13 protein-coding genes are annotated in these 12,010 nt (G+C 59.1%); 4 read left to right on the top strand and 9 right to left on the bottom strand.

The window, feature by feature from the left end; genetic code table 11:
- Together AC4IHP_RS25925 and AC4IHP_RS25920 are read left to right on the top strand one after the other, a co-directional pair.
- Nucleotides 1-639: hypothetical protein (locus tag AC4IHP_RS25925; RefSeq protein WP_490833088.1), on the top strand; the 639-nt coding region annotated here is incomplete at its 5' end.
- Between the two features lie 574 nt (nt 640-1,213).
- On the top strand, nt 1,214-1,564 hold the full coding sequence (locus AC4IHP_RS25920; RefSeq protein ID WP_490833087.1) for a DUF6124 family protein: 351 nt from the start codon (nt 1,214-1,216) through the stop codon (nt 1,562-1,564).
- 408 nt (nt 1,565-1,972) lie between these two features.
- On the opposite strand, the gene AC4IHP_RS25915 is transcribed toward AC4IHP_RS25920, so the two are convergent.
- From AC4IHP_RS25915 to AC4IHP_RS25900, 4 genes are all read right to left on the bottom strand, one after another.
- Nucleotides 1,973-2,392, bottom strand: coding sequence for a type II toxin-antitoxin system YafO family toxin (locus tag AC4IHP_RS25915; protein ID WP_490833086.1), 420 nt, complete (start codon nt 2,390-2,392; stop codon nt 1,973-1,975).
- A 6-nt stretch (nt 2,393-2,398) separates the two neighbouring features.
- Nucleotides 2,399-2,635, bottom strand: a complete 237-nt coding sequence (locus tag AC4IHP_RS25910; protein ID WP_128615234.1) for a hypothetical protein — start codon at nt 2,633-2,635, stop codon at nt 2,399-2,401.
- 298 nt (nt 2,636-2,933) lie between these two features.
- Nucleotides 2,934-4,325 carry a surface-adhesin E family protein gene (locus AC4IHP_RS25905; protein ID WP_490833085.1) on the bottom strand — a complete coding sequence of 464 codons (1,392 nt, stop codon included), beginning with the start codon at nt 4,323-4,325 and terminating at the stop codon, nt 2,934-2,936.
- 79 nt (nt 4,326-4,404) lie between these two features.
- Nucleotides 4,405-5,103: a hypothetical protein gene (locus tag AC4IHP_RS25900; RefSeq protein WP_093102949.1), complete on the bottom strand. Its 699-nt coding sequence runs from the start codon at nt 5,101-5,103 to the stop codon at nt 4,405-4,407.
- 248 nt (nt 5,104-5,351) lie between these two features.
- Between AC4IHP_RS25900 and AC4IHP_RS25895 the strand changes: the two genes are divergently transcribed.
- Nucleotides 5,352-5,729 carry a c-type cytochrome gene (locus tag AC4IHP_RS25895; RefSeq protein ID WP_045122361.1) on the top strand — a complete coding sequence of 126 codons (378 nt, stop codon included), beginning with the start codon at nt 5,352-5,354 and terminating at the stop codon, nt 5,727-5,729.
- A 226-nt stretch (nt 5,730-5,955) separates the two neighbouring features.
- On the opposite strand, the gene AC4IHP_RS25890 is transcribed toward AC4IHP_RS25895, so the two are convergent.
- The 3 genes from AC4IHP_RS25890 to inhA all read right to left on the bottom strand — a co-directional run bounded on the left by AC4IHP_RS25890 (nt 5,956) and on the right by inhA (nt 9,453).
- Nucleotides 5,956-7,521, bottom strand: a complete 1,566-nt coding sequence (locus AC4IHP_RS25890; protein ID WP_217863877.1) for a methyl-accepting chemotaxis protein — start codon at nt 7,519-7,521, stop codon at nt 5,956-5,958.
- 102 nt (nt 7,522-7,623) lie between these two features.
- A complete protein-coding gene (locus AC4IHP_RS25885) occupies nt 7,624-8,415 on the bottom strand; it encodes a CPBP family intramembrane glutamic endopeptidase (protein ID WP_490833084.1) in 792 nt (263 codons plus the stop codon).
- Nucleotides 8,416-8,766: 351 nt separating this feature from the next.
- Entirely contained in the window at nt 8,767-9,453 is a 687-nt protein-coding gene (inhA, locus tag AC4IHP_RS25880; protein ID WP_490833083.1) for an isonitrile hydratase, read from the bottom strand.
- Nucleotides 9,454-9,542: 89 nt separating this feature from the next.
- On the opposite strand from inhA, the gene AC4IHP_RS25875 reads away from it, so the two are divergent.
- On the top strand, nt 9,543-10,526 hold the full coding sequence (locus AC4IHP_RS25875) for a GlxA family transcriptional regulator (RefSeq protein ID WP_490833082.1): 984 nt from the start codon (nt 9,543-9,545) through the stop codon (nt 10,524-10,526).
- Here the strand turns inward: AC4IHP_RS25875 and AC4IHP_RS25870 are convergent.
- Together AC4IHP_RS25870 and AC4IHP_RS25865 are read right to left on the bottom strand one after the other, a co-directional pair.
- Nucleotides 10,495-11,382, bottom strand: a complete 888-nt coding sequence (locus AC4IHP_RS25870; protein WP_490833081.1) for an alpha/beta fold hydrolase — start codon at nt 11,380-11,382, stop codon at nt 10,495-10,497. The two genes, AC4IHP_RS25875 and AC4IHP_RS25870, sit on opposite strands and share 32 nt — an antisense overlap.
- A gap of 94 nt (nt 11,383-11,476) precedes the next feature.
- Nucleotides 11,477-11,866 (bottom strand): hypothetical protein, encoded by a 390-nt coding sequence (locus tag AC4IHP_RS25865; protein WP_490833080.1) that lies wholly within the window; start codon nt 11,864-11,866, stop codon nt 11,477-11,479.
- Between the last annotated feature and the right edge of the window lie 144 nt (nt 11,867-12,010).

Here is a 12,010-nt window from a genome sequence, read left to right as displayed (position 1 = left end):
TCCCACGCCCGGATCAATCCCTCCACTCAGCCTTCCGACGTCGCCGGTGGATCAAGATCAAAAGCGGTACTCGAGCTTGCGCTCATTGTTGAGTGGGGCGGCTTCGCCGTGGGCAGCTGCGCTGCTTTGCTTTTTGCTTTTGTGGGAGCGAGCCTGCTCGCGAAGGCGATCTCCCAGTCGATCAATCTCTACCGTCTGGACCAATTCCCTGTGGGAGCTGGCTTTCCAGCGATGGCGGTCTCCAAGCCGACCAATCCCTCACTGATGTACTCGGTCAAAATGTGGGAGCGAGCTGCTCGCGATGGCGATCTCCCAGTCGATCAATCTCTACCGTCTGGACCAAATCCCTGTGGGAGCTGGCTTGCCAGCGATGGCGACCCCCAAGCCGACCAATCCCCCACTGACGTACTCGGTCAAAATGTGGGAGCGAGCCTGCTCGCGATGGCGCTCTTCCAGACAACCAATCTCCACCGTCTGGACCAATTCCCTGTGGGAGCTGGCTTGCCAGCGATGGCGGTCTCCCAGTCGATCAATCTCTACCGTCTGGACCAAATCCCTGTGGGAGCTGGCTTGCCAGCGATGGCCACCTCCAAGCCGACCAATCCCCCACTGACGTACTCGGTCCAAATGTGGGAGTGAGCCTGCTCGCGATGGCGGTCTCCCAGTCGACCAATCTCTACCGTCTGGACCAATTCCCTGTGGGAGCTGGCTTGCCAGCGATGGCGACCCCCAAGCCGACCAATCCCTCACTGACGTACTCGGTCCAAATGTGGGAGCGAGCCTGCTCGCGAAAGCGCTCTTCCAGACGACATCAAACTACCAGCCTGTCAGAGGCAATCCCTGCACTTAAACATCATCAAATACCAATGTTTAAACTACACGATCCGTTACGCCATCCTGGCTACAACTCCTTGCGCCGTTGCCTACGCGTACGCCAGAATCCGCCGGCTTACACGGCTATGAGGTTGGCTATATCGTTCCTCGGTCACTGACACAAAGCAGTGATCGGGTTTGGTAGCCCGTCTGTAATGGCCGTATGTCTACGCCTTCAGACCGTCCTTTTTTGGGGCTCGGTTCATATGGTGGTCATGCGTGGGGCTCGTTCGCGAGCGCCGGGTTCCTATTGCAGCCGGTCTACCAACCCGCGTATGGCCGCCACCCTCTTTTGGTAGCGAAGGTGATGGCTCCTTCAGTCTGCGATAGGAGTTGCATCATGTTCAAAGTCACCCCAAACCCGCCACCCCCACACGACCGCGCCCCAGACCCGCAAAAAATCCAGGAAGCCACCGACCGCGCCCTCGATTACTACCTCAAACCCGAAGACCTGGCAGCCCCGCCAAGTTCGCCGAAATATCGCCCCATCTATGTTGTCGACTCCATGCTGGATGACGAAACCCTGTTGGTCGAGGCCTGCGAGTCGCTCTCATACGCGCATGCCATGGCCGGTAACATCGCCAACTCAATCGGCGGACCGGAACGCAAACCACTGCTGGCGCTGCAACAGGTGATCATGCTCAACGAACTGTTGGTCAATCGGCTGCTGGATAAGCTGAAGTTGCCTTAATAATTTCATTGGCTGTTATGCCTCATCGCGAGCAGGCTCGCTCCCACAGAGGATTGGTGTCTGGCACATAATCTGTGATTACCGCAGATCCAGTGTAGGAGTGAGCCTGCTCGCGATGGCGATCTCCCAGTCGACCAATCTCTACCGTTTGGACCAAATCCCTGTGGGAGCTGGCTTGCCAGCGATGGCGACCTCCAAGCCGACCAATCCCTCACTGACGTAATCGGTCCAAACGTGGGAGCGAGCCTGCTCGCGAAAGCGCTCTTCCAGACGACCTCAAACCACCTGACTGTCAGAGGTAGTCCCTGCACTTAAAAATCATCAAATAACCCCGATCAGAGCTGCCGAAGACATTTAGTGATCACCCAGTCCGACCTGTGAATCTCGCTTTCTACCGGCCTGGGCTGGTTACAGATTATCCAGATCAGGGAAGATAATCCTGCCAAGCGTCCAAGGTTCAACGATGTCGCAATGCATGCTGCGCAAAAAAGATCCCCACTCTATTCGGTTATGGGCATCCGGGCCGGTGATTGTCAGTAGCAAATACTCATCCCGAAAAGCGTCATAGGCATAAATCAGCCAAAAGTCATTATCAGCATCATTTACCAATGCTGTCCGGTAATACTGACGATTGATTTTTGCCCATCGAGCCTGCAGTGCCTGTGTACTGGCAAGGTGGATATGGTGCATGTCGCTCAGATCGAGTCGTTCATCCCGCCCGAAAATGGCAGGTAATTCATCGCAGATTTTGTAGTTGTAGAAGTGTGCAGCGAAGTTTTGCCAGTTATTGATTCGTTCAAAAAGTGCAGAGATTTTGATGGCTGGCATTCAGGCCTACTTTGTGATCGGTAGCCTGCCAGTGATCACAAATTTATCGAACACTTTCTGCCCATCACGCGCGGCTTGCCGAACATCGAGGAATGTCAGTTCTTCACGAACTTCCTTTTTGCTGGGTTTGTCGGTTTTTCGGGTGGTGGCCATCGGAGCCTCCGAAGGATGTGTATTCATGCTGACCAGCTTATGTGAATAAGTTTTGACCGGCAAACGATAGAACCTGGCATCAACGAGCACCAGTCGGCTCATTCTGGCGCAGTTGTAGGCAGTGTCTGCATTGCTTGAGTGAGATCGTCGTCGGCAGAGAAGGCCTCTTCGCGAGCAGGCTCGCTTCTACAGGGGATCGTGACCGGGTACATAAACCAGTGATCACCGCAGATCCAATAGAGGCCTTCGCATGTTCGCGATGACGATCTGCCGGCCCCCAAAAATCCCAGATCACAAACAAAAGGCCCGGAAGCGCTCGCTTGCCGGGCTTTCAAGTGTAAAAAGAGCGACGTGGGAAGGCGGCGCTATTTTGGCGTCCCGTCGTCGACTACTTCACGCTTTGCACGTGCATCTCCAGTGCAATCCCGTCGCCTTTATCCGTACTAGCGTGATAGAAAAAACCGTAATCCACCAGATAGTAGTAATGATCCATCGGCACGGGTTTCAAGCTCTTGCGCTGATCACGGCAACTGATCGCTTTGGCGTTACCACTCAATGCCGGGTTCAGCAGTTTGGCGGGTGACTCGCTGTCGACGGTGCAATCCACGGTAACCGGTTCTTCCCCCAGCGAGCCGATCAGGTTGCTGTTGACGCTGCCTTGGCGGGTGTAGCCCAGTTGGCTGCCGACGCGCATTTGCTGCCAATCACCTCGGAAACTCAAATTGTCGATCACAAGGGTGTTGCGGGACAGTTTGGCCTGTTCCCGACCGGACAGGGTGAGCAGGCCGCGCCAGCTGATTCCATGGCCGACGAGGTTTTCGCTCTTATTGTCAATGCTCAGTTGTTGGGTGACCGGGTCGGTGGAAATGAAGTATTCGGTGCGTTCCGGCCAGCTCTTTTTGCTATTGCTGGCAGTTCCGGCGAGGTCCAGGTAAGTCAGGGTCTTGAGTGGTTTCGGCAGATGCAGCTGTTCGATGCTTTTCAGCACGTTCGGGTTGATGTCGGGGATAGCGTTGGCATCTACCGCCGCTTTGCTGCGTCGGGTCAGCGCCGGCAGGCTGGCGATGGACATTGGTGCGTTGCACACCAGTTCAACCATCTTTGACTTGTCCGCATCGGACGCCTTGATCGCTTTGGTCTCGGGGAACATGTCGATTTTGCCGTCGGTGACCTGGTTGTCGGCGTTGAGGAAATAGCGGGCCAGCAGCGTGGAATTGCGTGTGGCGCAATCGAACGTGTAATGCTCGCGAGTTTGGGTGAACGGTGCGCTATTGACCAGGTTGAGGCGGGTTTTCGGCTCGTCGTAGGCCACCCATAAATCGACTTGCCCGGCCTTGTTTCGCAGGTTGTTTTTATCGACCAGCAACCAGCGGCCCGTGTCGTCTTGCGCCACTTTGCGCCAATCGGCGACGGGCAGGTTTTTGCATGCCTGGAGGAAGTCGCGGTTGTTCAGCAGTGTGGCGTGGTAACGCTCGGGCAACGCCTTCGCCGGCGCATAGTGACCCGGATTGCCCGGATAAATGTGGCGCATCAACAGGAATGAATACACTTCGTTGATTTGCGCCGTGCTGCAGGCCGCCGAGTACTGGAAGCGCTGTATCACTATGGATTGCGGATCGCTCGGCTCGATCACCTGAAAGTTGATGACGTCGCCTTCACGCATCAGGCTGTTGGGCGTCAACGGCTGGGCCAGCAACACTGCCTGGCGGTCGGTATTTTTGGGCTGGGTGACGCAAGCGGCCAGCAGCAATGTACTGATGCAAAGAATGATGCGCTGCACGGAACTCTCCGGGGGATCGATTGAAAGAGGCATTACGATTCATATAACCCTGCTTGGGCTCAGCGCAGCGCCATCACTCTTACTCGTTCAAATCCTTGACCAGATAGTCGCCGACGATCTGCGAGACGCCGGTCAACGCGGTGCGTACCAGTTCCGGTTCGGTGCGATAGCGCAGCGGCTCATAACCGTAGGTGTTGGCGCCGTTAAACGCGGTGATCGGCTCGTTGCGCTGCCAGATCAACTCGTCGCCGCGCTTCATCACACCGTTGACCGCGATGGTCGGGTAAACCACGCTGCTGAAGCCTTGGGTCAGGGCGAAGCCCCAGTTGAATACGGTCAGTTCAATCTGCGCGTCCGCCGGTTCGTTGTCGCCGACGATTTTGAAGCGGCCGCTGGCGGCGAGTTTTTCTTCGAAGCTCTTTTTCACCAGGTCGCCGAGGTTGATGTTGGCTGTTTCCATGTTGTACAGAATCGCATCGACGGTCGACATGGAGGCCAGGTCGCCGGCCTTCAAACCAGCGGCAAAACCGGCACCGCCGAGTGCCGCCGTACCGATTTTGCCTGCGCCCGCCGCCAGACCTACGCCGGTGCCGACGCCCGCGCCAATGGCCGCGCCCCATGCTTGTTCGCGGCCCATATAGCTCATTTCCCGAGGTTTCCATGACACCGGGAGGATTTTCACGGTGTGGATCTGGGTACGGTATTCGGGCTTGAATTTCTGGTTGGCGCATCCGGCCAGGAACAGAACGGCGAACATCAGGACAGCGAACTTCTTCATGAAGGACTCACAACAAGGAACGGATTTGTGGAGGTTGTCGTCCGCATGCAGGAATTCTGAAGGGGTGGTGGATATTAATATGCCACTATCGCGGCGATCGATTTCCGCATCTGAATTGCGCTGTTGCCAGGACGTGGAATTGCGCATCGCAAAACTCGCTGGACACACACAGCCCCAGGCGTTAGCGTCTCGCGCTCTATTGCGAGAGACCTGTCATGGATGACCTGTTGGCTACATTATCCGGGCGCATGAAATATCTGGTGTGCACGTCGTTCGCGGCGCTGCTGGCCAGTCAGCCGTCGCTGGCCCTGGCGGAAAACGTCAACGGGAAAGCTCTCTATTCCCAGCGATGCGCGGTGTGCCACGGGCCGGATATCAAAGGCACGGGGCCGTTGGCGAAAAAGAGCAATCCGTCCACACCTGATCTGACCACCCCCGCGTTCAAGCAACGGCTGAATGATTACCCGGGGGTGATTGTGTCGTCGGTGATCCTGCGCCCGAACGGCAATCTGATACCGAAAACCTTGCAGGAGAATGGCGTGAAGATCCCGGCGCATGTCTGGAGCGTTAAGGATTTTCGTGATTTGCATGAATACATGGTTGGTGTGATTGCGAAAAAGCCATGAACGGATGCCTGCTCGAGAATGCTCGGAAGCAACTGGACCTGGAGTGATGATCCGTGAGGCATAAAAGGCCTTATCGCGAGCAGGCTGCCAGACGTCACCAATCCCGAAACCAAAAAAAACCGGGCAGCTTTCGCCGTCCGGGCTTTCAAGGTCAAAAGATCGCAGCCTGCGGCAGCTCCTGCACCGATTATCTGTAGGAGCTGCCGCAGGCTGCGATCTTTGGCTGTTAGCGGTTAAACCGCGCCACCAACGAATACTGCGTGTTGGCCGTCTTCGTCAGTTCTTCACTCAGCAACGCCGAGTTATGCGCCTGTTCCGAGGTCTGATCCGCCAGTTCCGAAATATTGCTGATGTTACGGCTGATCTCCTCAGCCACGGCACTTTGCTCTTCGGTCGCGGCGGCGATCTGGGTGGTCATGTCGGTGATGTTGGCCACCGCTTCGCTGATGCCGACCAGGGCCTGATCCGCTTCCAGTACCCGCGCCACGCCTTCTTCGGCCTGGCGATGCCCGGCTTCCATGGTCTGCACGGCGCTGGAGGCGGTTTGCTGCAACTTGGCGATCAGGGCATGAATCTGCCCGGTGGATTCGCTGGTGCGTTGCGCCAGTTGACGGACTTCGTCAGCCACTACCGCAAAACCACGGCCCATTTCGCCGGCACGCGCGGCTTCAATCGCAGCATTGAGGGCGAGCAGGTTGGTCTGGTCGGCGATGCCTTTGATCACGTCGACCACACCGCCAATTTCGTCGCTGTCCTTGGCCAATTGCGTCACGGTCAGGCCGGTTTCGCCGACGACCACAGACAGGCGCTGAATCGCTTCGCGGGTTTCTCCGGCGATGTCACGACCGCGACCGGTCAGGCGATTGGCTTCCTGGGTGGCGTCAGCAGTGCGCTGTACGTGGCTGGCGACTTCCTGGGTGGTGGCGGCCATCTGGTTGACGGCGGTGGCGACCTGTTCGGTTTCCACCCGCTGGCGTTCCAGACCGGTCGAGCTGTTGTGCGCCAGGGCGTCGGACTGCTTGGCCTGATCGGTCAGGTGTTCGGCGGTGTCCTGCAAGCGGGTCAGGCAGGTTTTCAGGCGCGCTTCCTGGCTGAGGATCGACATTTCCAGGCGCGCCTGGGCACCACGGCTGTCGGTGTACATTTGCGCGATCAGCGGGTCGGAGGTGGTCTGTTCGGCCAGGCGCAGCAGGCGCTTGAGTCCGCGTTGCTGCCATTGCAGGCCCATCAGGCCCAGCGGCACCGACAAACCGGCGGCGAGGGCGAAGCCCCAATGCGAGTTCAGCGTCGCGCCGATCATGAAGCTCAGCTGGCTGACCAGAATGAACGGCAGCCAGTCCTGCAGGAGCGGCAGCCATTTGTCCGTCGAAGGAATCGCCGACTTGCCCTGGTTGATGCGTTGGTAGAGCGCTTCGGCGCGGCGGATCTGTTCGGCGGTGGGCTTGACGCGCACCGACTCGTAACCGATCACCTGATTGCCGTCGAACACCGGTGTTACATAGGCGTTGACCCAATAGTGGTCACCGGATTTGCAGCGATTCTTGACGATGCCCATCCATGGCAAGCCTTGTTTCAGTGTGCCCCACATGTGCGAGAACACCGCCGACGGCACGTCAGGGTGACGGACCAGATTGTGCGGCGCACGGATCAGTTCCTCCCGCGAAAACCCGCTGATCTCGACAAAATCGTCGTTGCAGTAGGTGATCACGCCCTTGGCATCGGTGGTGGAAATCAACCGTTGCTGAGCTGGAAAGGTCCGCTCGCGTTGTGTAATGGGCTGGTTGTTACGCATGGTTTTTCAATCCGCAAGGCTTTGAAAGGTTGTCGGCGCTGACAGGTTTTTATTGAAGTTTTTTTTCAGATTTAAGTACGGCGTCGCAAAACCGCGCTTGCGTCAACTGGCCAGCATCGGATAGGTGAACAGGCCGAAGTGCAACAGGTTCAGGCCGAAATGCGTGGCGATCGCCGCGCTCAGTCCGCCGAAACGATAGGCCAGACCATAGCCGACCCCGGCCAGTCCCGCCAGCAACACCCAGGTCCAGCCGGCGCCGGCATGCACCAGACCAAACAGCAGTGAGGCCGACAGCAGCGCGAGGTTGTCGCCATAGGGCAAGTGCTTGAAGCGACGGCTGAGTCCGCCTTGTATATAGCCGCGAAACAATGCTTCCTCGACCAGCGTCACCAGTAACAGATTGTTCAGCACCCACAGCCAGGCCTGATCCGGCCACTTCGGCGCCCAGGCGATTACGCCCAGCAACAGCGCGCCGCCGAGGGCGAGAATTGCGCACAGCGTCAGGGCGAGGGCGGTGGCATAAACAGTCAGTCGCAACGACCGCCGCGCGACGATCCACGGACAGACCAGCAGCAGCCAGAAGCCCACCAGCGGTTTGTCGAGGTTGAGGTACATCGCAAACGGCACGGCGTTGTCCGTGAAGCGTTGCGGGTTGATCGCGCGTCCGTTGGCGAAGCCCGGTAACCAGTGCAGCGCAAGTGCCACGGCCAAAACGATGAACAGGCCATGGCCAAGCCAGCGCGCAAACGGTACTTGCTGCTGGCGCACGGCGAACGCGGCGAACAGCAAAAGCCCCACGGAGATCAATGCCAGCCAACCGAGTTGGCCGTAGCTCAGGGCCAATCCGTAACCGAGGCCGAGCAGCGCGAGATAGAGCCAGGGCAGCGCCTTCATCGAAAATCCTTGTGCGAGATTTCTGGAAGGGGCTTTCTACACGGGCGAGGGAGGTGGGACAAGTGAAGGTGTGGCGACAAACCGGGACAACGTAACGCTGGATAGTCATATACAGAACCCAATGTGGGAGCGGGCTTGCTCGCGAATGGGGTGTCACCGATACAGAACAGGTGACTGACACAGCGCATTCGCGAGCAAGCCCGCTCCCACATTGGATCATTTCAATCAGAAATCGGTGGGCGTTCGGTATCAGCGCAGGCCGAGGTTCGTTTTCCAGATGACATCACAGGCGACTGACACTCCGCCTTCGCGAGCAGGCTCGCTCCCACATGTTTTGCATTCAGCTGGATATCAGCGCAGGCCCAGTTTGGCCGCCGCGCGCTCGGTAATTTCGGTGCGCAGTTTCAACGATAGCGCTGCGCGCAACCGCGCTTCATCGACAATCGCATTCGGTGCCACGTCCGGGCTGCCGGCGTTGAACGGCGGTGCCGGGGCATATTCCAGTTGCAACTGCACCAGTTGCGCAGTGTCGGCGTCGACCAGTTCCGCCGCCAGCACCAAGGCGAAATCGATGCCAGCGGTGATTCCGCCACCGGTAAACAGATTGCCGTCGCGTACCACCCGATCCTTCACCGCAATCGCCCCCAGCGTCGGCAGCAACTCGTGATACGCCCAATGCGTGGTCGCGCGCTTGCCCTGCAGCAGACCCGCCGCGCCAAGCACCAGCGAGCCGGTGCACACCGAGGTCACATAACGTGCCTGCGCGGCCTGACGTTTGATGAAGTCCAGCGTCTGCGGATCCTCCATCAACGGCCCGACGCCAGCGCCGCCGGGCACGCAGATCACATCGAGATCCGGGCAGTCGTCGAAGGTCGTGGTCGGTTTCAGCAGCAGGCCGGTGCTGGAGGTCACTGGCATCAGATCCTTCCAGATCAGGTGTACCTGCACGCCGGGCAACGAGGCGAGCACGTCGTAAGGGCCGGTCAGGTCGAGTTGCTGGACCTGCGGGAATAACAGAAAACCGATCTGCAGCGTCATCGTTCTTGCTCCGTTGAAAGAAGTGGACGACTTCACTGTAGGCGGGTAGGTTCTGGCGCATACGCCAATCAACCCACGAATTACGCCAAATGCCTAAAGCCATTCACGTCCTCGCGTTCGCCAATATGCAGATTCTCGATGTCACCGGGCCGCTGCAGGTGTTTGCCTCGGCCAACGATCTGGCTCGCCAGCGCGGTTTGCCGACGCCCTATGCGCCGAGCGTGATCGCCAGCGGCGGCGGGGCGGTGATGTCATCGGCGGGGTTGGCGGTGCTCGCCGAACCGTTGCCGCAAACGCCCAGCGACACCTTGATCATCTCGGGTGGCTGGGGCATTTATGCGGCATCGGAAGACCTGCAATTGGTCGACTGGGTGCGCGATCATGCGCGCGGCTGCCGGCGGGTGGCTTCGGTGTGCACAGGGGCTTTTCTGCTCGCCGCCAGCGGCTGGCTCGATGGCCGCCGCGTGGTGACGCACTGGACGCGCTGCGAGCAATTGGCCGAGCAACATCCGAATCTGCGTGTCGAAGCCAACCCGATTTTCATCAACGACGGCCCGGTATGGACTTCCGCCGGGGTCACGGCCGGCATCGATCTGGCGTTGGCCATGGTCGAAGAAGACCTCGGCCGCGATATCGCCCTCGACGTCGCCCGGCACTTGGTCGTCTTCCTGAAACGCCCGGGCGGGCAGGCGCAATTCAGCGTGACGCTGTCGCTGCAACAACAAGGCAACCGTTTCGATGAACTGCACGCCTGGATCGCCGAAAACCTCACTTGCGACCTCGGTGTCCCGACGCTGGCCGAACAGGCCGGCATGAGCGAACGCAGTTTTATCCGCCACTACCGCGCCGACACCGGCCAGACCCCGGCGCGGGCGATCGAATTGATCCGCGTCGAAACCGCCCGGCGACTGCTCAGCGATACCGGCCTGCCGGTCAAACGCATCGCCGCCAATTGCGGGTTTGGCAGTGAAGAGACGCTGCGGCGCAGTTTTCTCCGTGCCATTGGCGTGACGCCGCAGGCTTATCGGGAGCGGTTTTCGGTCAGCGCTGTAACAGATCCAGTATCGCCTTGAGGGTTTCCTGCGGCGCTTCTTCCGGGATGTTGTGCCCGACGCCGGCCAATACGCGCCGCTCATAGAAACCACTGAAATGCTCGGCATCTTCATCAATCAGCGAAGGCGGGCCGACGCCATCATCGGCACCGCACAGCGAAATGCTCGGTACGCTGATCACCGGCTGTGTGGCCAGCGCTTCCTCCATCCACTCCAGGGCCGGATCCCCCGAGGCGTATCCGAAGCGATGCCGGTAGGAATGAATCACCACGTCGACAAAATCAGGATTATCAAAAGCGCCAGCGGTCAGCGCGTAGCGTTCGTCCTTTCGCGCCCATGTCGGCGACCACAGCCGCCAGAGCAACTGACACAACTCCCGGCGATTCTGCCTCAGACCCTCGGCGCCACGGGGCGTGTGGAAGTAGTACTGATACCAGAGCCGGTGTTCGTCTTCGGGGGCTAGCGGTTGAGCCGAACCCGCAATGTCCTGCACGAGGTAGCCATCGCCGCTGACCAGCCCGCGCACCCGCGCCGGAAACAACGCCGCGACAATACACGCCGCCCGACCGCCCCAGTCATAACCGCAAAGCGTGGCCTGTTCGATGCCCAGCGCATCCATCAGATCGAGCAGGTCCTGCGCCATGGCGGCTTGCTGGCCCGAGCGCAAGGTTTGCGCGTTGTTGAAACTGGTTGGCCCATAACCGCGCAAGTACGGCACGATGACGCGGTAGCCTTGCGCGGCCAGCGCCGGGGCGACTTCGTCGAAGGTGCGCGGGGAATAGGGGAAGCCGTGGAGCAGAATCACCGGGGCGCCGTTGTTCTGGCCATGCTGTTCGTAGGCGATGGTCAGGGTTGGCGTGAGTACGGTTTCGATCATGACTAACCACTCCGTTTGAATCGCAACAAACACTCTGGACCCGCGAAAGGGCTGCGCGGCACAATTCAACTGACGGGACGCCTGCCAGGCAGCCCTACGCCTCAAGCTCCGCGATCTGATTGAAATACTTCGTCCGATCCGGGGTAAACGTCACCTTCATCTTTGTCCGCGAACACACCAGCGAGCGCTCCTGCGCCAGATCAATATCCAGATCCTCACCGCGCAGACCCTGCCACTGCGCCAGATATTTCAGTGAGCCGTATTTCTCGTTTTTCTTCAGGCTGCGACTCACGCCACCCTTCCAGCCCAGCACCGGCAATTCACCGGCCAGGCAACGCTGGGCCAGTTCAGGAAAACGTTCGGCGCGCTGGCGGCCGATTTCCCAACATTTGATCAGGCCTTTGTCGGCGGCTTCCCAGAGCTGGGTGCGGGTCAGTCCGCTGCGAAGAGGGGAGGCGATGCTGCGCTGGACGTGGTGAGGCATTCCGGTTCCTTGAATTCGGGGGTGGCTGGACAGCTCCGCTGTGCCCGTAAAAGATCAAAAGCCCCTCACCCTGGCCCTCTTCCAGAGGGAAATGGAACTGACTGAGGTATTGGCTTCTTGTATCGACCATTGCGCTGGATGGTA

Source organism: Pseudomonas sp. UF-293 (genome assembly GCF_058245595.1).
Note: the sequence above shows the minus strand (reverse complement) of the source record. Positions and strands in the feature narration are given on the sequence as shown.